General features: G+C 63.0%; 19 protein-coding genes. 13 read left to right on the top strand and 6 right to left on the bottom strand.

The features are described from left to right. Positions 1 to 49 precede the first annotated feature (49 nt). From JMF82_RS11485 to JMF82_RS11475, 3 genes are all read right to left on the bottom strand, one after another. Positions 50 to 415, bottom strand: a complete 366-nt coding sequence (locus JMF82_RS11485; protein WP_201314711.1) for a hypothetical protein — start codon at positions 413 to 415, stop codon at positions 50 to 52. Between the two features lie 150 nt (positions 416 to 565). Continuing rightward, the gene (locus JMF82_RS11480; protein WP_201314710.1) at positions 566 to 871 is read right to left on the bottom strand and encodes a HigA family addiction module antitoxin; all 306 of its coding nucleotides are present in this window, start codon (positions 869 to 871) and stop codon (positions 566 to 568) included. Positions 872 to 1,010: 139 nt separating this feature from the next. Then, positions 1,011 to 1,355: a hypothetical protein gene (locus tag JMF82_RS11475; protein WP_201314709.1), complete on the bottom strand. Its 345-nt coding sequence runs from the start codon at positions 1,353 to 1,355 to the stop codon at positions 1,011 to 1,013. Positions 1,356 to 2,192: 837 nt separating this feature from the next. Here JMF82_RS11475 and JMF82_RS11470 point away from each other — a divergent pair. The 8 genes from JMF82_RS11470 (at position 2,193) to JMF82_RS11435 (ending at position 11,094) form a co-directional block, all read left to right on the top strand. Further along, positions 2,193 to 3,230, top strand: a complete 1,038-nt coding sequence (locus JMF82_RS11470; RefSeq protein ID WP_201314708.1) for an acyltransferase — start codon at positions 2,193 to 2,195, stop codon at positions 3,228 to 3,230. A gap of 479 nt (positions 3,231 to 3,709) precedes the next feature. Further along, the gene (locus JMF82_RS11465) at positions 3,710 to 4,870 is read left to right on the top strand and encodes an NAD(P) transhydrogenase subunit alpha (RefSeq protein ID WP_201314707.1); all 1,161 of its coding nucleotides are present in this window, start codon (positions 3,710 to 3,712) and stop codon (positions 4,868 to 4,870) included. Positions 4,871 to 4,884: 14 nt separating this feature from the next. Beyond that, positions 4,885 to 5,184: an NAD(P) transhydrogenase subunit alpha gene (locus tag JMF82_RS11460; protein WP_201314730.1), complete on the top strand. Its 300-nt coding sequence runs from the start codon at positions 4,885 to 4,887 to the stop codon at positions 5,182 to 5,184. A gap of 3 nt (positions 5,185 to 5,187) precedes the next feature. Further along, positions 5,188 to 6,594, top strand: a complete 1,407-nt coding sequence (locus tag JMF82_RS11455; RefSeq protein ID WP_201314706.1) for an NAD(P)(+) transhydrogenase (Re/Si-specific) subunit beta — start codon at positions 5,188 to 5,190, stop codon at positions 6,592 to 6,594. A gap of 39 nt (positions 6,595 to 6,633) precedes the next feature. Beyond that, on the top strand, positions 6,634 to 8,079 hold the full coding sequence (locus JMF82_RS11450) for an NAD-dependent succinate-semialdehyde dehydrogenase (protein ID WP_236585427.1): 1,446 nt from the start codon (positions 6,634 to 6,636) through the stop codon (positions 8,077 to 8,079). 67 nt (positions 8,080 to 8,146) lie between these two features. Further along, positions 8,147 to 8,434 carry a hypothetical protein gene (locus tag JMF82_RS11445; protein WP_201314705.1) on the top strand — a complete coding sequence of 96 codons (288 nt, stop codon included), beginning with the start codon at positions 8,147 to 8,149 and terminating at the stop codon, positions 8,432 to 8,434. Between the two features lie 367 nt (positions 8,435 to 8,801). Then, on the top strand, positions 8,802 to 9,563 hold the full coding sequence (locus JMF82_RS11440) for a cyclic nucleotide-binding domain-containing protein (RefSeq protein ID WP_201314704.1): 762 nt from the start codon (positions 8,802 to 8,804) through the stop codon (positions 9,561 to 9,563). 442 nt (positions 9,564 to 10,005) lie between these two features. After that, positions 10,006 to 11,094, top strand: coding sequence for a zinc-dependent alcohol dehydrogenase family protein (locus JMF82_RS11435; RefSeq protein WP_236585426.1), 1,089 nt, complete (start codon positions 10,006 to 10,008; stop codon positions 11,092 to 11,094). A 70-nt stretch (positions 11,095 to 11,164) separates the two neighbouring features. Here JMF82_RS11435 and JMF82_RS11430 read toward each other — a convergent pair whose 3' ends face one another. Both JMF82_RS11430 and JMF82_RS11425 read right to left on the bottom strand, forming a co-directional pair. Next, positions 11,165 to 11,578, bottom strand: coding sequence for a hypothetical protein (locus JMF82_RS11430; RefSeq protein WP_201314703.1), 414 nt, complete (start codon positions 11,576 to 11,578; stop codon positions 11,165 to 11,167). A 214-nt stretch (positions 11,579 to 11,792) separates the two neighbouring features. After that, entirely contained in the window at positions 11,793 to 13,208 is a 1,416-nt protein-coding gene (locus JMF82_RS11425) for a polysaccharide deacetylase family protein (protein WP_201314702.1), read from the bottom strand. 58 nt (positions 13,209 to 13,266) lie between these two features. On the opposite strand from JMF82_RS11425, the gene JMF82_RS11420 reads away from it, so the two are divergent. The 5 genes from JMF82_RS11420 (at position 13,267) to JMF82_RS11400 (ending at position 21,213) form a co-directional block, all read left to right on the top strand. Beyond that, positions 13,267 to 13,785, top strand: coding sequence for a hypothetical protein (locus JMF82_RS11420; RefSeq protein ID WP_201314701.1), 519 nt, complete (start codon positions 13,267 to 13,269; stop codon positions 13,783 to 13,785). Positions 13,786 to 13,998: 213 nt separating this feature from the next. After that, complete coding sequence (wecB, locus tag JMF82_RS11415) at positions 13,999 to 15,111, top strand: UDP-N-acetylglucosamine 2-epimerase (non-hydrolyzing) (protein ID WP_236585425.1); 1,113 nt, start codon at positions 13,999 to 14,001, stop codon at positions 15,109 to 15,111. A gap of 14 nt (positions 15,112 to 15,125) precedes the next feature. Further along, positions 15,126 to 17,363, top strand: a complete 2,238-nt coding sequence (locus JMF82_RS11410; protein WP_201314700.1) for a glycosyl transferase family protein — start codon at positions 15,126 to 15,128, stop codon at positions 17,361 to 17,363. After that, on the top strand, positions 17,360 to 20,314 hold the full coding sequence (locus JMF82_RS11405) for a tetratricopeptide repeat protein (protein ID WP_201314699.1): 2,955 nt from the start codon (positions 17,360 to 17,362) through the stop codon (positions 20,312 to 20,314). Before JMF82_RS11410 ends, JMF82_RS11405 begins: the two co-directional genes overlap by 4 nt. Continuing rightward, the gene (locus tag JMF82_RS11400) at positions 20,308 to 21,213 is read left to right on the top strand and encodes a DUF4434 domain-containing protein (RefSeq protein ID WP_201314698.1); all 906 of its coding nucleotides are present in this window, start codon (positions 20,308 to 20,310) and stop codon (positions 21,211 to 21,213) included. The genes JMF82_RS11405 and JMF82_RS11400 overlap by 7 nt, the downstream gene beginning before the upstream one ends. A 132-nt stretch (positions 21,214 to 21,345) precedes the next feature. Here the strand turns inward: JMF82_RS11400 and JMF82_RS11395 are convergent, their stop codons facing one another. Then, a complete protein-coding gene (locus JMF82_RS11395; protein ID WP_201314697.1) occupies positions 21,346 to 22,323 on the bottom strand; it encodes a hypothetical protein in 978 nt (325 codons plus the stop codon). Positions 22,324 to 22,357: the final 34 nt, after the last annotated feature.

The raw sequence follows: 22,357 nt of genomic DNA, 5'->3' as shown, positions 1-22,357 counted from the left end.
GTGATGTTTTCCTGGATGGCAGGCTTCGCGGGCCAGGGCTTGCTTTCGCTTACTTGCTGGACAGCGTGTCCGACTGTGTCGATGAGGTGGATGACGCGGCCTGGACGAACAGGCCGGTCTGGTCGAATGTGAGGGACTCGGTCACCGTGTTGGCATCGGCATGGCCTCGGAACACGCCGACGAAGGGGATCCAGCTGCCGCTGCCTTGCTTATGCGTGTAGGCGTAGACGATCTGGATGCTGCCGTCGGGCAATCGGGTGGAAACATTCGGTTTGCCAAGCTGGGCCTCCACCTGGGCGATGGTCGTTATGCCGGGCTGGAACGTGCTGACGACACGGGGATCCACTTTCGTGCCCGAGCTGGCGCAGCCGGCGAGCAGGGCAGAGGTGAGTATGGCGAACTTCTTGTACGTCACAGAGTTTCCTTATGAGACTTGGCGGTAGGTATCGGGTCATGCCATCGGGCCATCGCCTTGAGCGGCTGGCCGATGGGAGGGAATGAAGGTTCTCCTGATAGCACATTTTCTCTTTATCGTTCGCGCTGCGCTGTTGCCGGGCGCCCACATCTAGCGATTGAGTGTGGCGTCGCGGTGCGCCTCACGTGCCAGGTCGTAGCGCGCCTGCAGCACGAGCCAATAGAGCGGGGACGTGCCCAGCACAAGGGCAAGCCGTTTGGCATGGCGGGAAGTCATGGGCCGGGCGTCGGTGAGGAAGTCTCTGAGATGTGGTGCCCGGATACCCGTACGGCGGGCAAGTTGCGAGGTATTCATCGTTGCCGGGAGCATGTAGTCGAGCAGCAGCACGTCGCCGGGGGAGCGCAGGCGTAGTAAGGGGTCCACATCCATGCGCGGTGAAAGTTGGATCAGTTCCATGGGTTGTCTTCCCTGTCGGGCACGGCCGCGCAGCGGATAGGCGCTTACAGCGCTCCGTGTCAGTGAATGCCTAGTGGCTTTGTGGGTGATCGCCGGAGAGCGGCGCATCGCCATGCCGGCCGATGCGCCGCGAGGGCGATCATCGGACGTGTGGTGGGTTCACTCGGGGCTCGTGGCCGAGCAGGCTGGCGTACTGCCGGAGGCAGTGGATGGCCGTGCCGAGGCTGGTCGTTTCCGCCTTGGAAAGCGGCCACGGCAGCGGCCTGCCGGGAAAACCGCGGGCCTGTGCGATGCGACAGCACTCGCTGTCGATACGCAGGCGGGTCAGGGCAAGCAGCGCCAGGGCGATGTCACCGCGCGTGCCGTGACGCAGGGTTTCGGGCCATGCCACGGATGTGGATGGCGAGTCGCCAGGGGGAGGAGTGAGGATGCCGTCAGCGGGAACGGACGGGCGAATGCGTACCGTATGATCGTGGGTAGCCATGATCAACTGCCTCGAAGTTGGTGATGGTTAGCGGGTCGTGGGTGTTTCCGGCACTCGCGGCCCGCGCCTCATGACATCGTGGTCATGGTCATTCGCGAAGCCCTGCAGAAAGACGGCGCGAGTGACCGCCAGACCCTAACAAGCAGGGTTGGCATCGTCTGTCAGGGTTGGGCGAGATGGCTGTCCGCCTGGGTGAGGGCGCGTCTGACGGCGGTGGGCTGGTGAGATGTCAGGGTCTTCCGGCGCAAAGCCGGGGGATCGGTGTGGTCTTTCCAGGCAGTGCATTACGTGTGCCGCTTCGAAATTTGTTACTCGGTGGGAGGTGTCTATTCGCGACAGGCGGATGGTGAGGGAAGGGTGATGGGCTGCGGTCGCCCACTGGGTGGGCTCCTACAAAGGGACGTGAGGGGCGTTGCATGGGTGGGGTGTTTGCGCGTGTTTCCGGTGACTGCCGGTGGTTCGGTCGCGTTGATCGATGATGATCGCTGCCTATCACCCATCGCTCACCGCTCATTGCTCATCGCTCATCGCTCATCGCTCATTGCTCATTGCGCATTGCGCATTGCTCATTGCTCATTGCTCATCGCTCATCGCTCACCGCTCACCGCTCACCGCTCACCGCTCACCGCTCACCGCTCACCGCTCACCGCTCACCGCTCACCGCTCACCGCTCACCGCTCACCGCCCATCGCCCATCGCCCATCGCCCATCGCCCATCGCTCATTGCTCACCGCTCATCACCCATCACCCATCACCCATCACATGCGCCATGGTGACCTTACGTTCATCTAACGGTGAAGAGAATCCAAGGATTCGCCGTTCAAAAGATGCAGGGTGATGGCCTGTACGAAGGAACTGAGATTCGAATGGATGGATGCGTTGCGCGGGGCGGCGGCGATCCTTGTCCTTATCCGGCACTACTTCAGGATTGCGGCGCTTGGGCCGCTGGCGACTCATATCGACCCTGGAACGATGGGTGTCGTCGCCTTCTTCTGCATCAGCGGATACATCATCCCCTGGTCGGTGCTGCACTCGCCGACCACCGTGCTGCAGTTTGCGACCGCCCGGGCATTTCGCCTGTACCCGGCGTACTGGGTTTCGTTGATCCTCGCCGTCGTTGCCGCCCCTGTTGCACTGCCTGTCTTGCTCGCGAACATGACGATGGCCCAGCGGTTCATGGGCGTGCACGACATCGTGGGCGTGTACTGGACGCTGCAGATCGAGATCATCTTTTACGCGGTCATGGCCGTCCTGATGCTGGCCGGCAAGGTCGCCGACCCGCGCGCGAGCCTGTGGTGCCTGCTGGGGGCGTGTGTACTGTCGTTGCTGCTGGCGATCCCGCGCGCGGTGCTGCTGGTGAAGACGCCGGTCGCGCCGGCATTCAGCCTGGTCGTGATGTTCGCCAGCTTTGTGTTCTATCACCACCGGCATGCGGGATTCTTGTCGAGCACGCGGCTGCGGTGCATCCTGTCAGGCGTCGGTGCGGTGATGGTGGGCTGCTTTCTTCTCGCGTATCACCGGGATTGGGGGTTCGGCGAAACCCCGCTGCGGTTCGTGCTGGGATACGCCGTCGGTGTCGGGCTCTTCATGGCGTTCATGCGCCTGGACATCCGGATGCCGGCCCTCTGCTGGCTCGGCAGCATCAGTTATCCGCTCTACCTGATTCATGTGCCCGTGCGGGAAATCATCGTGGGGCTGATGCCCTCGCTTGGCGAGATCCCGTCGGCCCTGCTGGGCATACCTGCCACCGTCGCGCTGGCGGCCGTGATACACCATGGCGTGGAGCTTCCCTTCAACCGGCTGGGAAAGCGATGGGTCGCGCGATATCGGGTCCAGCGACTGAAGGGAGCACCAGACGCTGTTCCCCTCGATTGAATGAACGGGTTCACCCTCGCTGACGCAGGCCCGTGGAAGAACCGAACAAAACAAGGGTCCGAGCGAGATGGCCGAGTTTTGATTGGGAGTATATGGTCCGTGTTTATGCGGCACCCAAGGTATTGCCGGGTGTAGATGGTTGGGTGGGAGCTTGGGCCAAGAGCCTGATGCGGAACCGGTCCGTATTGGGGTGTCGATCTAGAGGAAGGCGAGGCTATCGCCGTGGAATGGCTAGGGCCGTTGCAGATCAGTGGTGAGCACGCTGTGAAACGAGTCGGAGGTGCTGGGCAACAGAAGCCCGGCACGCGGTGGACTCCCGCCAGCGCGTCAGGCGCCAAGGCTTTTGTTCGATGGGACAAGGTCTTATAGGGCGTGCTGAAAACGCCGCACCCGTCGCTTTCCCACCGAAAGTTGACTGAGATCAAATCCTGGTTCTTCGCCAATGTCAGAGTCCCTGCTGACTTTCCGTGGGCCATGCGATGTCGATCAAGATCGCCGTACTGAGAGAGAGGGGAGCGGACGAGCGCCGCGTCGCGATCACACCCTCGATGTTGCCTCGGCTAACTAAACTTGGGGCGTCGGTTACGCTCCAGACCGGAGCGGGCCTCGGCGCACACTATGCCGATACCGACTACACCGGTGCAGCGGTAGAAAACGACCCGTCGGCCATGGTGGCTGACGCGGATGTCGTGCTTGCCATCCAGGCGCCGTCGGCCGACGTCGTTGCTGCCATGCGCCCCGGCGCCGTATTGATCAGCTTCATTTACGCGAATAAAGAGCCCGCCTTGGTGGCGCAGTTGCTTGATCGCAAGATCAGCAGCTTGGCCATGGAGACCGTGCCGAGGATAAGCCGCGCGCAAGCCGTGGATGCGCTGTCCAGCCAGGCCGCACTCGCTGGTTACTACGCGCCGCTCCTTGGCGCGGTGCACTTGCCGCGCATCTTGCCGATGATGACCACTGCGGTGGGTTCATTGCGCGCGGCACGCGTGTTGGTGATGGGCTTGGGCGTCGCGGGTCTGCAGGCGTTGGCCACGGCGCACCGTCTTGGTGCGATCACGGAAGGCTACGACGTGCGTCCGGAGACCAAGGAACAGGCGCAGTCTGTCGGCGCCAAGTTTGTCGACACCGGGGTGGACGCGCGTGGCGAGGGTGGCTACGCGCGAGCCTTGACGCCTGAAGAGCAGGCCAGGGCGCGCGAGGTCTTGACCCGCCACGTCCAGCAGGCTGACCTCATCGTTACCACCGCCAATGTTCCCGGCCGGTCGGCGCCGCGCTTGATCGATCGTGAGCAAATCAGCGGGATGAAACCCGGTTCGGTGATCGTCGACCTGGCGGCGGACAGCGGTTGCAACTGCGAAGGCGCGGTACCCGGGCAGACGGTGACGGTCGGGCCGGTGACCATCCTGGCACCTTTCAACGTGCCTTCGCTGCTCGCCCAGCATGCCAGCGAACTGTACGCAAAGAATCTCTTCAATCTACTCGAGCTGATCGTCAAGGACGGGGCAGTGTCGCTGGACCTGGACGACGCGGTTATAGACGGCACCTTGTTGACCCATGCCGGCGAGATCCGCCATGCCGACGTCAAGCGTGGCGCCGACGTGTCATCTCACTCCACTACCGCTAGGGAGGTGCAGTCGTGAGCATCGATCTGTCGATGAGCTGGCTGATTGGCCTATACGTGTTCATGCTGGCCGCGTTCACCGGTTACGAGGTGATCAGTCGAGTGCCATCGATCCTGCATACGCCGCTGATGTCGGGATCGAATTTCGTTCACGGCATTGTCGTGGTGGGTGCGCTGCACGCGCTTTTCAACGCCCAGACCGTGGCCGGTCAAGCGATTGGGTTTATCGGTGTGCTGCTCGGTGCCGGCAACGCGGCCGGCGGTTATGTCGTGACAGATCGCATGCTGGCGATGTTCAAACCCACGGCTGGCACGGCAACAAAGAAGGAGTAGGGCGTGTTGTCGATACTGGTCGAACTGAGCGGCTTCGCGGCCGCTTTGTTGTTCATTCTGGGTCTGAAGCGCATGTCGTCTCCGGCGACCGCGCTGCGGGGCATCGTATTGGCTGGCATCGGCATGCTGGTAGCCGTGCTGGCCAGCTTCGGCTACCTGGCTGATGTCGATGAGGCGGCTCGACCGCATCGTCTGGAGAACCTGGGCCTGGCCCTGTTGGCGCTCGCTATTGGCATAGGTTGGGCTTGGCGAAGTGGCAAGAACGTCGCGATGACCGCCATGCCGCAGATGGTGGCGCTGTACAACGGCATGGGCGGCGGTGCCGCCGCCGCGGTCGCCGCGGTTGAATTGACGGGGCCGCATGGCACCGATGGTTTGCAACTGGGAGTGACCTCCCTGGGCGCACTGATCGGCTCGGTCTCGTTGGCCGGTTCGCTGGTGGCCTGGGCCAAGCTGGACGGGCGCATGCGGAGCGCCTGGCGGTTCAAGGGCCAGAGCGCGCTCAATGCGCTGGTCCTGCTGTTTACGCTGGGGTTGGCCAGTGCCGTGGTCGCGGGTGTCGCCACGCCTTGGTACCTGGGGCTGTTCTTTGCCGGTGCGTTGGCGCTGGGTGTCTTGATGACCCTGCCCATCGGCGGCGCTGATATGCCCGTGGTGATTTCGCTATACAACGCATTTACCGGCCTTGCCGTGGGTCTGGAAGGTTATGCCTTGCACAACCCCGCCCTCATGATTGCCGGCATGGTGGTCGGTTCGGCGGGTACCTTGCTGACGCTGCTGATGGCCAAGGCGATGAACCGGTCACTGGCCAACGTGTTGTTCAGCCGGTTCGGTGAGAGCGAGAGCTCGGGCGGGGGTGAGGTGCATGGGCAGATGAAGGCGGCCGACGCCGCGGATGCCGCCGTCACCATGCGCTATGCGGGCAGCGTCATCATCGTGCCTGGCTATGGCTTGGCAGTCGCGCAGGCCCAGGCCAAGTTGTATGAGTTCGTGAAGGTGTTGCAGGCAGCGGATGTGGATGTGAAGTTCGCCATCCATCCGGTGGCTGGGCGCATGCCAGGGCATATGAACGTGTTGCTGGCCGAAGCTGGTGTGCCTTACGACCTGATCTTCGATATGGAAGATATCAACGACAGTTTCGCCAGCACCGACGTGGCGCTGGTTATCGGTGCCAACGACGTAGTGAACCCGGTCGCACGCACTGACAAGAGTTCTCCCATCTATGGCATGCCCATTCTCAACGTAGACCAGGCGCACCAGGTCTACGTCATCAAGCGAGGGCAGGGCAAGGGCTACGCCGGTGTGGAGAACCTGCTGTTCTACGGTGACAACTGCAGCATGGTGTACGGCGACGCACTGGCCGTACTCACGGCGATGGTGCAGGCCATCAAGGACTTGCCCGCCCATTGAAACAAAGCCTGGGGCACTCCCCATTTCCCCCATTCCCCCATGCCCGCTGATCGGGTTACCGAAGGCGCGGGCGCCGCACCCAAGAGGCCATCCATGTCTTACTCAACCATCAATCCGTACACCGGCGAAACAGTAAAGACCTTCGCCAATGCCACCGACGCGGACGTCGCGCAGGCTCTCGACCGGGCACAAGCGATGTTCCATACATGGAAAGATGTCCCCGTCGCCGAGCGCGTGAAGGTCCTGCAAAAGGCCGCTGACCTTCTGCGCAAGAGTCATACGGACTACGCGAAGATCCTTACGCTGGAAATGGGCAAGGTGATCGGCGAAGCGGAAGGCGAGGTCGAATTGTGCGCGCAGATCCTGGAGTACTACGTCGAGCATGCCGAGTCCTTGCTGGCGCCAGAGAAGTTGTCGAGCAAGCACGCGTCCTACACGGAGTCGTGGGTCGAGCATGTGCCTCAGGGCATCTTGTTGGCCGTCGAGCCATGGAACTTCCCGTATTACCAGATCGTTCGCATCGCGGCACCGCAGCTGGCCGCCGGCAATGTGCTGATCCTCAAGCACGCTTCCAATGTGCCGCAATGCGCGGCCGCGTTCGAAAGGCTGTTCCGTGAAGCCGGGCTGCCGCAGGGTGGCTTCACCAACCTCTACGCTACCCGCGACCAGCTCAAGGCCATCATCGAGGACCCGCGCGTGCAAGGCGTGGCGCTGACGGGGTCGGAGGGTGCGGGCGCAGTCGTGGCCGCTCAAGCAGGCAACGCCCTGAAGAAGTCCACGATGGAACTGGGCGGTGCGGACGCGTTCGTGGTGCTGGCCGACGCCGACCTCGACAAGACCGTGCAGTGGGCCGTTACCGGCCGCCATTGGAACGCCGGCCAGGTGTGCTGTTCGTCCAAGCGCATCATCGTGGTGGATGAGATCTATGACGCCTTCCTGGAGAAGTACAAGGCCGGCGTAGCCAAGCTCAAGGCGGGCGACCCGATGGCGGCGTCGACAACCTTGGCGCCACTGTCGTCCCAGGGGGCTGTGGACGATCTGAAAAAGCAGCTCGAACAGGCCGTCGCGCACGGTGCCAAGGTCGAGGTCATCGGTGCGGAAGTGCCATCAAAGGGTGCGTTCTTCCGCCCAGTGCTTCTTAGCAATGTCAGCGATGACAACCCGGCGCGTTACTGGGAATTCTTCGGGCCGGTTTCACAGGTGATTCGCGCCAAGGATGAAGCTGACGCCATCCGCATCGCCAACGATTCACCCTTTGGGCTGGGTGGCTCGGTGTTCACCACCAACATCAAGCACGGTATCGAAGTAGCAAAGAAGATCTCTACCGGCATGGTCTACATCAACCATCCCACTGGCGTAGCGGCGGATCTTCCTTTCGGTGGTGTGCGTCGCTCCGGCTACGGGCGCGAACTCACGGGTCTCGGTATCAAGGAATTCGTGAATCACAAGCTGATCGCCGTGACGGATATCGACGGCGCGTTCTGACGTCCAGGGCTTGAGCGCTGATCACGCCAGGCGCTCCTGCGCCTGGCGCATCGCACTCCGCGGCTTCATGCAAATCGTGCAACTGTCGGTGCCAGGACAAGGTCTGGTACTCGCGGAGGAGCTTCTCCCGAAACCTTGGCCCGGCAGTGATGCCGCGAGCGGCACGCACAATCGCTTCATAGAGACGATGAGTGAATTATCGGTGGCCATCCCAGATGGACCTTGTCGACGTCGGCAATTTGCCTGGTCTCTGCAAGTTGGCAAACGCCTCACGGATCACCATTTCATGGACATCCTGTGGAGCATCATCACCTCGGTGAAACAGGGCGTCGACGCGAACGGCTCCCTCACGTGAAACGCGAAGACGCTGGCACCGGGTCGACTCGCCAGTTCGATGCCAGTGTCGACAGAGCGACGAGACAGCTCTGGTCCGTCTTAAAAAAACGCGTGAAACATGATCGCCCGGTAGAGGTAAAGCATGCCCCGATGCGACGAGCCATGAGGGCATGGTGTAGACGCCGGCCATGGCTTGGTTTCGTACGGGGAAATCTCTTCAACCGTGTTTTCTTCGGTCCATCGTGTTGGCGGTAGTCAACTTTTCCAACGACGGTGGAGTGGGACACGCTTGTCTTGAGTTGGTCATATAAAGGGGCCCGCTGCGTCTGGTTTGGGTGTCCGTGCTAGCATGCCATGGCACATCCAGACCTCAAGGGATGGGCTATATGCCGCCTGTCGCCGATTTACCTGATATCAGCCAGCTACGACGTAGTTGCGCCAGTTGTGGCCTGCAGGAGCTATGTCTTCCCGCAGGCATCAACGGTGATGATCTTGCTCGCCTTGACGCAGCTGTCAGGGATAAGCGCGTTCTTGAACGCGGACGGGCGCTCTATCGGGCCGGAGATACGTTCCACTCGCTTTTTGTAGTGCGATCCGGCGCGTTGAAGACGTTCGTTCTGGACGGAGCGATGGGGCAACAGGTCATTGGGTTTCACCTGCCGGGAGAGATCGTGGGCATCGATGCGCTTGCGTCGGGGCACCATGCGAGCCAGGCCCAGGCATTGGAGCGAACCAGCATTTGCGAGCTGCCGTTCTCGGAGTTGGAGCGGATTACCAGCCAGATTCCCGCGCTGCATCGTCAACTGCTTCGCGTCATCAGCCGAGAGGTGATCAAGGAGCATCAGCACCTGGTGACGATGGGCCAACAGCAGGCCCAGGTGCGCCTGGCCATCTTCTTGAAGAGCTTGGCCGACCGGTATAAAGCCCTGCGTCGCAACAGCAACCATCTCATGCTGTCGATGTCCCGAAACGATATTGCCAGCTACCTCGGTCTGGCCGTGGAAACGGTAAGCCGATTGTTCACCCGGTTCGAGGACATGGGTGCTCTGGCTGTCCAGGGAAAGTCCGTGGGAGTACTTCGACCGGACTTGCTCCAGCAGCTTTGCGAACTGGTAGATGGCGGGCTGGCATCCAGGAAGGTGTCGTAAGCGGTCTACCTGGAATCCGCCGGCGCGATTTGCTTCGCCCGCATCGATAATTTTCGGTTGGCATAAGCCACACAGCGCTTTGGCCTGTGCGCCTGAGCCGTGCGGCTGTCGCGCTATCGGCAGCTTGTCGGCCGGCGGCATGACGGGGGAACGTGGCTAGCTTCACGTCAATGCGACCATCGTCGGCCTCCGGTCTCCATGGCGTCGCCCAGAGAGGTGTTCCGCGGCCTCGCTATCCATGGGCTTTCAGCGGCCCAATTGACTCAGGTCAATAGTATCCATCAGGCCACGAGATCAGACTACGAAAAGCGACGGCGACGGCAGGCTGCCTGGTAAAGGCGCGTCGGCAGGCTGGTGGTTTCAGCTTCTTGGTCTGGGCCGATCCGTGTGCACGCAAACCGTCTGCCAGCCCCCACATTCGGTTCGGCCAAAAGGAGTTTCCATGGCACAGACAATGAAGGCAATGGTGTATCGCGGCGAAAACGACATCCGTGTCGAGGATCGCGAGGTTCCCAGGATATTGGAGCCCACGGACGCCATTATTCGAATGACCAAGACAACGATCTGCGGCACGGATTTGGGTATCTGGAAAGGGAAGAACCCGGAAATCGCCGAAGTCGCCCAGCGGAAAATGGGCCGCTTCGATGGTCGCATTCTCGGTCACGAGGGCATCGGCATCGTTGAAGAGACGGGCCCGGCGGTCAAGCATTTCAAGAAGGGCGACAAAGTCATCATCTCGTGCATCAGTCGCTGCGGCACCTGCGAGAACTGCCAGAAACAGCTCTACGCGCATTGCCGTAACAATGGCGGCTGGATCATGGGCTACATGATTGATGGCACGCAGGCTGAGTTTGTTCGCACGCCCTTCGCGGACACTTCGTTGTATCTCTTGCCATCGGAGTTAAACGAGGATGTGGCCGTGCTGCTCTCCGATGCGCTGCCCACTGCGCACGAAATCGGCGTCCAGAACGGCAACATCAAGCCCGGAGACACGGTCGCGATCATTGGCGCCGGTCCGGTGGGCATGAGCTGTGTTCTCACGGCCCAGCTCTATTCCCCAAGCCAGATCATCGTCGTAGACATGGATCCCCATCGCCTGGCCATGGCCAAAGAAGTGGGGGCGACCGATCTGGTCAACTCGGCCAACGAAGATGCCATCGCGCGGATACTGGCGCTGACGAACGGTCGGGGCGTTGATTGCGCGATCGAGGCCGTGGGTGTCGAGCCGACTTGGAACATTTGCCAGCATGTAGTGAAAGAGGGTGGGCACCTGGCCAACGTCGGCGTTCATGGCAAGCCCGTCACCTTTGCGCTGGAGAAGCTGTGGATCAAGAACTTGACCATTACGACCGGCCTGGTCAACGCGAATACCACCGGCATGCTGATGAAGACCTGTTGTTCTGGACATCTGCCGATGGACAAGTTGGCGACGCATCACTTCAGGTTCTCCGAGATCGAGAAGGCCTACAACGTCTTCAAGCATGCCGCTGACGAGAAGGCGATGAAAGTGATTGTCGACTTCGGCGCTTAAGTCGTCATCAGCGGATAGACGATAGGGGCTCTGCTGGCAAGAGCCCCGAATTGGGGGGGGGCGAGTGTCACTATCGGCCGCCGGCCGACGCCAGCCATTGCCTCGCATAGGCCTCCTGCGCGGAGACGGAGACATGCGCGGTGTCGGTGGCGTCATCGAAGATCTCCACTTCCTCGGTGGCGAACTGGCCGGGTTTGCATACATAAGCCAGCAGGCCGGAGTTCTTCCGTCGCGACTTGGGCGAAGGCCACACGTCCTCCCTCGATCCGTTGCATAGCACCTGGACATCTCGGGCTTCGAGGATGAGGCGAATCGCCCTGAGCGCGTCGAAGAAGTCCCTGGCGGCGCATATGTAGCAGCGGCCGCTGTCGGTGACGGCAAGGCTGCAGATGCCCGCGGGCGAGCGGTCCCCTTCGACATGAATGAACGTTCCCGGGTGCCCCGAGCGCAGCACCGGGAGATTCATGGAGAAGGGCGGGGACATGAACACTTTCCTTTCCGTTTCGCAAAAGGAGCTACGGCCGTCTCGGCAGGTTGCACCAGCCCGGTGGCTGATGGCTGCTTCCGGCTTGGGCCTTGCCCCTTGTGCGGTTTAGGCAGGAAGTGCTGGTGGAAGACGAGTTCTTGAGTGGGCGACGGTGATGCGCGGTGTACTCCGTGACCGGTCGCCGTCCCTGGCGACCGGCAGGTCGGGTGGATCAACCCTGCTTGACGGTGTTGGCGGGCACGAAGGTGTAGCCCATGGATTGCAGTCCCTGCACGATCTGCTTGAGGTAGCTGATGTTGAGGTAGGGGTGGAAGAAGAAGCTCATCACGCTGTCCTTGATCACCGTATTGTTCTGGGCGCTCAACAGGATGTCGGCAGGGAGGCGCGGCGGATTATTGTTGAACGCCACCAGTTCGACGTTGCCTAGCTGTTCGGGTATGACCACCGTGCCGTAGATGTCGCGCACGAGGTACGGGAAGAACTGGCCGTAGATCTGCGTGTAATTCGGCGTTCCCGTGCCGCAGACGCCGTTGGGGCACCATCCCGTGGCATACAGGCCGCGGTCGTAGCGTGCGGTAAACGAGGCGTTGAACACCTGGTAGTCGATGGCCGATGCGGCGTAATGCGGCGGCTCGAAGATCGTCGGCGCCTGGAGGCCAGCGTTGGCGAACTCCTGCAGGCCCTTCTGGATGCGCCCTTGTGTCCATGACATGGTGTCTTCGGTGACGGGGCCGTCATAGAGCACGTAGTTGTCCGGGCTGATGTGCGAGCGATAGAACTCGAAGTCATCGGCGCTGACGCCGCTGTACGGGTTGGCGACATTGGAATACTGGTGCGTGTAGCCATGCATGATCAGCGTTCCACCCTTGGATTGCATGTACTTCAGGGCGCTGACGACGCCGGATACCTGGCGCAGGTGCAGTGACACGGGTACGCCATTGTTGTAGTAGCCGTTCGGGTCGACGTAGAACGGAATCACCGCGACGGTGAATGGCACGTTCTTGCTGAAGAGGTAGTCCGCGATCGCCCGCAGCTGCGCGGGGCTGTCGTCGGCGCTCACATCCTCGATGCGCACCAGCGCCCGCTTGCGTGCCGGCATAGCGGGATTGGACACGGTTCCGAGCAGGTCGATGGCTGCAAGGTAGCGATCGTTGGGGCCGGTGTAGCTGAAAGGAACCTCGCCGATGTAGGTGAGGTTGGCACCCTTGGTGGCCCAGTTCACCGTGCCGCCGACGTCATTGGTGGCTGCGGCCAGCACCTGCGCCTTGGTGGAATCGTTGATGACCGTCTGCAGCAGCCCCGACGCCACGGCCAGCGAATTGCGCTGCAGTGCCACGCCCTTGTACGTCACCGTCAGCGTATTGGTGAAGTCGAAGAACATCGGCGTAAAGCCGTACTGCGTGGCGAAATTCGCCGCGCGCGCGGAAAGCTGCCAGATGTTGTCGCCCATCCACAGCACGGGCTTGGTCGTTGCCAGGACGTCATCAAGCAGCGCCGTGGGAAGCGGCTCGTCGTAGGTCGAGCCGATGTAGACAAGCCCGGTATAACCATTGATCTCGCCGGCGACGTAGTTGACCGCCGCGTGCACGGTGAACTTGCTGCCGTGGCTGACGAGATTGGCGGCCATGATGCCGTAGTCCTCGCCAAGCCAGCCCCATTGACCGGTGCTGTCGTATAGAACCAGCGTGTTCTGGTTTGCATTGGAGCCCGGCGCGCCTGCGAATGCATTCGTTGGTGTCACCGTCGCCGGCGCAAGGGCCTTGGCGGGTGCGACGCTCAGGTTTGCCGATGCGGACGTCCGGGTTATCAACGAAGCCGCGGTCGCCTTCTTGGTGGGCAATGCGGCGCTTGGCGGCGGTGGTGGTGCGGGCAACTGTGTGGCGTCGGCCGTCCGCCGCGCCGGGGGCGTTGCGTTGGCTGTGGATGTCGGGTCTGAAATCGCGGCAAATGCCAGCATGGCGCTGACCACGAGGGACCCGAGTGCGCGCGGCGCAAAAGGCGCGAACCTGGTCATGGCGAATCCTCGCTGTGAGACGGAATCGATGCGCGGTCGTTGGGTACACACGCGCATGGCCGAGAACGCGATTCACATCCCGATTGCCCAGGCCCCTGATCCCGCAGTGGGGAAGCCTCGCTTTCCGTCGGTGAGCTTACGCTCGCGCCACTCCTGGGCGGAATTCCGCTTCTCGAAATATGCCTTCTAGTCAAGTGCGGATTGGCACAATCTGTGTCATTAATTTCCCTAAACTTAACGTCAATGTCTCGTAACTGAACATTCGAACGAGAGTTTCACTCCTGATGCTTGATCGACCGCGGGCGCTGCCAGGGTGGGCGCCGGCGACCAGGGTCTTGTCTTGCCTTGGGATAGGGATGGGATGCCCGGGTAGCAGAGCCGTCGCGACCATGCGGGGAAGCTCATGTTGGACATCCTGATCATCTGCGGCACGCGCCCGGAAATCATCAAGCTGGCGCCCCTTTACCATTCCCTCAACGCCTGCGGCTGGGCGCACCCAAGCTGGCTACATACCGGGCAGCACGGGGACATGGCGCGCCAGATGCTCGACTGTTTCGACATCACGCCCGACATCGTGCTCGATCGCGGCGGCGATGGCCTGGCCGAGTTCAGCGTGCGCTGCCGCTCGCTGCTCGACGGCGTGATGACCGATGCGTCCTGGTCGCTGGTGGTCGTGCAGGGCGACACGGAAAGCACCTTCCTTGGCGCGCTGACCGGGTTCTACCATCGCGTTCCGGTAGCGCATGTGGAAGCGGGGCTGCGCACGTACGACCTCGACCGGCCATTTCCCGAGGAAGGCTTGCGGCAGATGGTGAGCCGCATCACGCGCTTCCATCTGGCACCCACGAGCCGCGCGGCGTCCGCACTCAATGTGGAAGCCATTCCGGAGGATCGGATATTCGTCACGGGCAATACCGTGATCGACGCACAGCATTGGACCACGCGACGCCACCACATCACGCGCCGCACCGAAGGCAAGGGCCATCTCTTGGTGACGTCGCACCGGCGCGAGAACTGGGGCGCTGACCTGCGTGAGATCTGCTACGCGGTCGCCGATATCGCCACCCGCCATCCGGAGTTGCAGGTGCTTTTTCCCGTGCATCTCAACCCGGTGGTGAGCAAGCCGGTGCATGCGATTCTCGGTGGGCTGGGCAACGTGCGCCTGACGCCTCCCTTCGACTACCTGGAGATGCAACAGGCCTTGATGGATGCATGGCTGGTGCTCACCGACTCCGGCGGGCTGCAGGAAGAGGCGCCTACCTTCGGCGTGCCCCTGCTGGTACTGCGCACGGAAACCGAGCGGCCCGAGGCCATCGAGGCGGGTTGCGCACGGCTGGCGGGCACGCGGCGCGCGTCGATCGTCAACCAGGTGGAGCGCCTATGGGACGACCCGGCGGCGTACGAGGCGATGGCACATGCCGGCAACCCGTTCGGTGACGGGCATGCCTGCGATCGCATCGTCGACTTTCTCCATGACGCGTTGATGGGCGACGAACGCCAGCGCGAAGCGGTCTGATCGGTGGAGCCTGTATGTGGCTGCTGGATGCATTCTCGGTTTACCTCTACGGACTGAGCGTCGTCGTCAGCGTGATCGCCGTGTTGATGCTCATCAGCGGCCTGGACGACTTCTTCATCGATACCGTCTTCTGGATCCGCCGGCTGTGGAAGTCGCTCTTCATCTACAGCAAGCAGCGGCGCGCCTGCTACTACGACCTGTATCGGCCGGCCGAACGGCCGTTGGCGATCATGGTGCCGGCGTGGCATGAGACCGGCGTCATCGGCCATATGGCGGAGCTGGCGGCGACCACGCTGGACTACGAGAACTACCACATCTTCGTCGGCACCTATCCGAACGATCCGGATACGCAGAGCGACGTCGACGAAGTGTGCGCGCGCTTTCCCAACGTGCATAAGGTGGTATGCGCGCGCCCCGGGCCCACCAGCAAGGCGGACTGCCTCAACAACGTGCTCGACGCCATCCTGCAGTTCGAGCGCCGCGCGCGCGTGACGTTCGAGGGCTTCATCCTGCATGACGCCGAGGACGTGGTGTGCGAACTCGAACTGCGCCTGTACAACTTCCTGGTCGAGCGCAAGGATTTGATCCAGATTCCCGTATACCCGTTCGAGCGGCAGTGGAACAACTTCACCAGCCTGCATTACCTGGACGAGTTCGCCGAGCTGCATGGCAAGGACATCCCCGTGCGCGAAGCGCTGGCGGGGCAGGTGCCGAGCGCGGGCGTGGGCACGTGTTTCAGCCGCCGCGCCATCCTGGCCTTGATCGATGCGGGAAACGGCGTGGCCTTCGACGTGCAGAGCCTCACCGAGGACTACGACATCGGCCTGCGCCTCAAGCAATGGGGCATGGCCGAGATCTTCGTGCGCTTTCCGGTGCTGCGCTACCAGCGCCATCACCCGCAGACCAGCCACCTCGGGCAGAACGCAAGGGACTGCAACGTCATCTGCGTGCGTGAGTATTTCCCCGACCGACTGGAAACGGCGGTGCGGCAGAAGTCGCGCTGGATCATCGGCATCGTTTACCAGGGATACCGGACCCACGGCTGGACGCGTGGGCCGGTGCTCAATTATTTCCTCTGGCGCGATCGCAAGGGTGCGATCAACAACTTCGTCAGCTTCGCCGCCATGCTCATCCTGCTGCAGTTGATGGCCACCTGGGCCATCCAGCAGGTGTGGACGGAGGCGCCGCGCTTCGTTTCGATTTTCGAAGGTCGCCCGTGGTTCAACTTCGTCCTGACGGCGAACATCCTGCTCATGTGCAACCGGGTGTTGCAGCGCATCGTCTTCGTGTCGGGGTATTACGGCGTGAAGCAGGGCCTGCTGTCCGTGCCGAGGCTGTTGTGGGGCAACCTGGTCAATTTCCTCGCCAATTGGCGCGCGATCCGGCAGATCATCAAGACGGGCGATCCACGCCGGGTGGCATGGGACAAGACCACGCACGACTTCCCCAGCATCGGCGGCGAAAACCGGGTGAAGCGTTCACTGGACGAGATACTCATCGCCAACGGCGTGGTTTCCGCGGCGCAGATGAGCGAAGCCAGGCAGCATCGCATCGAAGGCCTGCAGATCGGCAGCTCGCTGATCCATGAGGGGAGGGTCACGGCCGAGCAGCTCGCGCAGCCCATGGCGGAACAGATCGGGGTGCCTTGCGAGTCGGTCAATATCGCCGGGATATCGCAAGAGCTGCTCGATTCGGTGCCGGCAAACATCGCCCTGCATTACGCCGTGCTCCCGCTTCGCACGGAAGGCGGCACGCTGGTCCTCGCCAGCGAGTCGTACATCGACCCGGTGTCGCTGGCAGCCATCGCGCGCCAATTGCAGCGACGGGTGAGGTACGTGCTCGCGCACAAGGGACAGGTCATCGTGGGCCTGCGTTGCTGCTATGCCCATCTGCGGGGCAGTGAGGCCCAAAGACACCTGCTGCTCGAAGTGGCTTCGCGTTGCATGCGCCCGGGCAGCGACCGCTGGTCCAGGCTCTGGTCCAGCTATGTGTCGCGCCAGGTGATGCTCGGCGAGATCCTGGTGGCGCAAGGCCATCTCGACGAGGTTGCCTTCCGGGCCCTGCTGCTGAGTCATTCGCGCAGCGGGCAGCCCCTGGGGGAGTTTCTCGTCGGGCAGGGCGTGATCACGCATGAAACGCTGGAGCGCGCGCTTGCCTTGCAGGTTTCGCTGCAGCCGAACGTGTTGAGCCTGCTGGCAACGGATGTCGGGGCGTCGATATCCCAGGACGCGCCCGAGGAGAGGGCCGCATGAAAAGGCGTTGGCCCGCCGGCTGTGCGGTGGCGCTGTTCGTGATGGCGCCGACATGGTGGACGTGCGCGCTTGGGCAGACGTCCAGCGCCGAGGCGAGCCGCTATCAACAGTTCGTGGTGTATCCGCATCAGCAGGCCGGCTATGCCGCCTTGGCGGCGGCCAAGGAAGCGGCCAAGGCGGGCGACAAGGCCAAGGCCGCGGCCGAGGAAGCGAAGGCGGTGGCGGCGTTCGAGCGCGCCCGCGAGCTGGCGCCGCAAAACGTCCGCACGGCGCTCGATCTTGCCGAGGCCTACCGGCGTTCGGGGCAGGAGGCCCGCGCAAGACAGGTGGTGGAAACGCAGCGACGTTACACGCCGAATGATGCGGATGTGCGCGCATGGGAGGCGAGCACGTCCGCGCCTGCCGTGGACTGCCGGCATGACCCGGGGCCGGTCTGCCGATCGCAGCGCGGCTTTGACGCCCTCAAGCAGGGTGATCTTGCCAAGGCCGAAGCGGAACTCGCCGCCGCCGATTTCGCGCGCACGACGGAAGGGCGGGCGCTGCGCCATGCCTTGGTCCAGCGTGCGATCTACCTGGGCGATGACCGTCGTGCCGAAACACAGCTGGGCATACTGGATCGCGAGGACAAGCTCAGCGCGGACGAGCGCGGGCAGTGGTTCCAGTTGCTGCTGAAGCTCGGCAAGTGGGACGAGGCGCGCCAGCTGCAGTCGCGTGGCGGGCTCGATGGACCCGCGCAGGACCTCGCCTTTGCCCAGGCGATCGCCAACAGCGGCGATCGGGCGCAACTCGCCGGCTACCTCGCTTCGCGTCGTCCGGCGTTCGACAAGGAGGCGGACGAACGGCAGTGGATCTATCTGATGTCGCAGACCGGGCGCGTGCAGCCGGCGCTGTTGGCCGGCTATGCGCCGCGCTATCCCGCCAACCTGATGTTCCAGGCGCGGCTGGTGGTGCCGCAATCGATGGCGCGCGGTGATCATGCAACGGCGCAACGCATGCTCGCGCGGGTTCCCGCGGACAGCTTCCGCGAAGAGCGCTTCACGCTGGCGCTCGAGCAAGGCCGCTATGCGGACGCCAGGCAACAGGCCGAGGCGTTGATTGCGCAGCCGGAAGGCTATCGCCTGCTCGATCCGCTCAGCTACCGCCTGATGGAGGCGGGTTCTCCGCAGGATGCCAAGGACCTGCTGATGGCGTCTTATCCGTTCGCCGGAAATCCCGGCTCCGCCTCCATGTTCGCAAGGCTGGCCGTACTTGCCGGTGAGCAACCGGCTTTGTTCGCATCGGCCGATGATCGTGATCGCCTTCGCCGCCCGCTGGAGAGCGTGCCATTGAGGATGGCGCAGGTACGCGTTCTTGGCGCGCTGCATGATTGCGATGGCATTCGCGCGGTGATGTCGGATTTCTCGTCCGAGTATCCAGCCGACATGTGGCGGCAGCTCGGCGACTGCTACAGCGGTGATCGTCCGGGGCTGGCCGAATACGCGTATGCCGAAGCCAGCCGCCGCCAACCGGACAGCGACGTGACGCGCGCGCTGGCCTACCAGGCCTATAGCGCGAAGGATTACGCCACGGCCTTGCAGGCATGGCAGCAAGTGCCGGCGGCCCACATGAAACCGGTGGACCTCATGGCCGCCGCCAATACGGCGATCATCGCCGATGAGCCGGCGATCGCGCGGTCCTGGCTGGACACCTACGCCGCCCAGGGCGGGCCCAAGGACCACAACTATTGGTGGTTGCTCGCGCAGGCGGATGAGCCTCGCGATCCGGCGCTGGCACGCGCCGATCTGGAAAACGCCATCGCCCTGCATCCCGATCCGCGCTATTACCAGCGGTTGGCGGCACTGCAGACCCAGGCAGGGGAATCGCAGGCGGCGTTGGTCTCCCTGCAGCGCGCGAGCGTGCTGTCGCCCGACGATGCGGCGCTTGCGGCGTCGCTGGGGTACGCCTACCTGCAGGCTGGCGAACCGGCCAAGGCGCAAACGCAGTTCGAGCGCGCGAGCCGCGCCAATCCCGACGACCCAGCGCTTACCAGGCAGTTGCTGTACGTGCACCAGCAGCTGGGCGACAACGCGCAGGCCCAGGCCTATGCGGCGAGGGCGATCGACCAGCTTGGCCCGGCGACCGATGGCAACACGGCGGGCCGTGGAGCGCAGGAAGACGACGACGCGCAGCTCTACAACCTGCGTCGCCTGCATGAGGACCTCGGCCGCAAATGGCGCTTCAATGCGGACATGTCATTGGGTGACTCGGTGTCATCGGCCGCCAATGCGGCGGCGCCCGGCGTGTCGTATCGCAGCTACCTGCAGCTGGAGGGGCAGTACCGGTTCGATCCCGCCTTGACCGGCGGCGACATCAATACCCTGGCGGCCTATGCGCGCGTGTTCGCCGGAAGCGGCGCCAACGGCGGTTTCTGGCCGGTGAATGCGCCCATGCTGGGCGTCGGCCTGCATTGGAAGCCGTTGCGCTCGCAGAACATCGTGCTGACCGCGGAACAGCAGACGCCGTTGAGCAACAATCGCGATACGCACAACGACACCATGCTGCGCGCGAGCGGGTCGTGGGCGTTCGGCACGCAGTTCAGCGATGACTGGCATGCGCCCGGGCGAAGCTGGATCACGCAGAACTTCTATGTCGATCTCGCCTACTACCTTCGCGCAGAGGAAACCGTGGCCACCCTGGATTACACGCTGGGCTGGGAGCACAAGCTGGTCGAGGGCCAGGCGCTCGAACCCTACGTGCACCTCCAGTACACGGGCATCGATCGCGCGCATGGCCTGGGGTACGAAAAGGATGGCCGCATGGGCATCGGCCTGCAGTGGAACCTGTGGTTCGGTGAAACCCGCTACGACGCCTACCCGCATCGGCTTAGCCTGGCGCTGGAAGGCCAGCACGCCTTTACGAGCTACCTGAGGGAAACCAACGTGGTGTTCCTGATCGTGAGGACGCAATGGTGAGGCCATCGCTGCGCTGGCTTGCCGCCGTGCTGCTCGTCGTCGTCCCGCTGTGGGCCTCGGCAACGACCGCGATCATCTACCAGCCGCAGCGTCGCGACCGCGACGTCGCGCAGGACCAATGGCCCAAGCTGTTCGCCGAGGTGCGCCAGCAGGGCTTCGACACGCTGGTCGTGCAATGGACGCAGTACGGCGATGCGTTCGCGGCGCCCGATGAACATGCGTGGTTGTTGCAGCGCGTGCGTGATGCGCATGCCGCCGGGCTGCATATCGTGCTGGGGCTGGGCAGCGATCCGGCTTTCTTCACCCTGCAGGACCAGAAGAAAGGCCAGGACATGGCCGACTACCTGCGCACGTTGTCGCGGCGAAACGCCGAGGTCGCCCATCGATGGGCCGGCGATCTCGGGGGAGCGGCGATCGCAGGCTGGTATCTGCCGATGGAGATCGATGACGTCCGCTGGAACGATCCCAAGGCCCGCGCGCAGCTGCGCGATTATCTGGTCGAAGAACAGCGGCAGCTCGATGGCATCGTATCGAGGCCCATCTATGTGACGTCCTTCTTCGCGGGGCATATGACGCCGGACCGTTACGCCGACCTGGTGGAAGACGTGCAGCGCAGCGGCGTGCGTACATGGGTGCAGGACGGCGCGGGCACGCAGCGGCTGGAGCAGGGCGCAAGGCAGCTTTACATGGCGGCGGCCGGGCGGTGTGCGCAATCGCATGCCCAGGGCTTCGTCTATGAGCTGTTCCGCCAGACCGGCAGCGACAAGGCTTTCACCGCGACGGCGCTGTCTCCTGCGGACGCCGGTGAAGTACTCGCGCAGCGTGCGCCATGCCAGGGCGACAGCGTCTTCTTCGAATTGCGCTATCTCCCTGCCGCTGGCGGGATCCTGCAACGCTAGAAGAGACGGTTGCCATGGCCGAAAAGAAGAAACGCCCCTTGCGGGGCGTTTCGATGGCGGTGCAAGGGCCTTGTCGCCTGGCGGCGGCGACAGCGGGTTTCGCACCACCTTCCGGCGGAAACCCGATCCGCGTTACTGCGGAGCCTTCAGCGGAGCAATGGTGTTCTTCAGGGTGGTGAAGTACGACTTGGTGTACGGAACCATCTGCTCGGCGTAGTTCCACCAGAACACGCCACCGATGAACTTGGGATCCTTCATCGTGTTGACCATCGGGTAGTACGTGGTGATCAGGTTGTTCTGCACCGACACCGGCGCATTGATGCTGGACGTGCCGATCTCGCCGAAGCCGACCTTGGCATTGGGGAACATGGCCTCGAGGGCGGCGAAGTCCGTCGTCCAGTTGGGCGTCAGGCCCGGGCAGTCCTGGTACGGGTAATAGCTGAACAACGCGTAGTCGGTGTTCTGCAGCACGTTGCTGGGCAGGAAGGTCGTGGGCCAGGTGCGCCAGTTGTCGACGGTCTTCTCCCAGCAGTTGTTGCCCTTGGGATCCTGGTTGTAATACAGCGTGACGGCGGTCTTGCCACCCGCGGCCTTCACGATCGAGTGCGCAGCGGCGACCATCTGGCCAATGGCGGTTTCCTGCGCGTTGACCGTGGTGTTGCTGCCATTCGGATTCGCGCGCAGCCACTCGCCGTTGATCTCGTTGGCGATCTCCCACACGTCAACCGTGCCGTTCAGGCCGTTCACCAGCTCCTTGGTGCGGGCGGTGTACGTGTTGATGTCCGTCGGGAAGTAGTACGAGTCCATGATCTCGCCCATCACGTAGGCGACGGTGTGCAGCTTGACGAGGGCAGGGTAGTACTCGGCGGCCGTCGTGCCCGGATCGAACACGACGCGCACGGTGGGCTTGTACGGCAGCTTGGTGAGCGAGGTGACGATCGCGTTGATGTTGGACACATCGTCCAGGGTGACACCGTAGATCGGTGCCTTGATCGTGGCGGCCGCCTGCGCGTTGGCGCTCAGCGACAGGGGAGCCGACGCGGCATAAAGCGCTGCCGAGACGGCGACGGGTACAAGGAACTTCTTTGCGGCAATGGCGAATTTCTTCATTGATTAAGTTTTTTCGCGTACGTGGGCGATCCCT

It is taken from the genome of Dyella sp. EPa41 (genome assembly GCF_016586165.1).
Lineage (GTDB): Bacteria > Pseudomonadota > Gammaproteobacteria > Xanthomonadales > Rhodanobacteraceae > Dyella.
The sequence above is the reverse complement of the archived record's forward strand: the minus strand, read 5'-3'. Positions and strand labels throughout refer to the sequence as shown.

Coding starts and splice junctions, on each gene's coding strand:
- JMF82_RS11450 (WP_236585427.1), top strand. CDS start 6,634: ATGCCCGCTGATCGGGTTACCGAAGGCGCGGGCGCCGCACCCAAGAGG.
- JMF82_RS11410 (WP_201314700.1), top strand. CDS start 15,126: ATGTGGCTGCTGGATGCATTCTCGGTTTACCTCTACGGACTGAGCGTC.
- JMF82_RS11425 (WP_201314702.1), bottom strand. CDS start 13,208: ATGGCCGCCAATCTCGTCAGCCACGGCAGCAAGTTCACCGTGCACGCG.
- JMF82_RS11445 (WP_201314705.1), top strand. CDS start 8,147: ATGCAAATCGTGCAACTGTCGGTGCCAGGACAAGGTCTGGTACTCGCG.
- JMF82_RS11430 (WP_201314703.1), bottom strand. CDS start 11,578: ATGTCCCCGCCCTTCTCCATGAATCTCCCGGTGCTGCGCTCGGGGCAC.
- JMF82_RS11435 (WP_236585426.1), top strand. CDS start 10,006: ATGGCACAGACAATGAAGGCAATGGTGTATCGCGGCGAAAACGACATC.
- wecB (WP_236585425.1), top strand. CDS start 13,999: ATGTTGGACATCCTGATCATCTGCGGCACGCGCCCGGAAATCATCAAG.
- JMF82_RS11475 (WP_201314709.1), bottom strand. CDS start 1,355: ATGGCTACCCACGATCATACGGTACGCATTCGCCCGTCCGTTCCCGCT.
- JMF82_RS11480 (WP_201314710.1), bottom strand. CDS start 871: ATGGAACTGATCCAACTTTCACCGCGCATGGATGTGGACCCCTTACTA.
- JMF82_RS11395 (WP_201314697.1), bottom strand. CDS start 22,323: ATGAAGAAATTCGCCATTGCCGCAAAGAAGTTCCTTGTACCCGTCGCC.
- JMF82_RS11400 (WP_201314698.1), top strand. CDS start 20,308: ATGGTGAGGCCATCGCTGCGCTGGCTTGCCGCCGTGCTGCTCGTCGTC.
- JMF82_RS11465 (WP_201314707.1), top strand. CDS start 3,710: ATGTCGATCAAGATCGCCGTACTGAGAGAGAGGGGAGCGGACGAGCGC.
- JMF82_RS11460 (WP_201314730.1), top strand. CDS start 4,885: ATGAGCTGGCTGATTGGCCTATACGTGTTCATGCTGGCCGCGTTCACC.
- JMF82_RS11470 (WP_201314708.1), top strand. CDS start 2,193: ATGGCCTGTACGAAGGAACTGAGATTCGAATGGATGGATGCGTTGCGC.
- JMF82_RS11405 (WP_201314699.1), top strand. CDS start 17,360: ATGAAAAGGCGTTGGCCCGCCGGCTGTGCGGTGGCGCTGTTCGTGATG.
- JMF82_RS11440 (WP_201314704.1), top strand. CDS start 8,802: ATGCCGCCTGTCGCCGATTTACCTGATATCAGCCAGCTACGACGTAGT.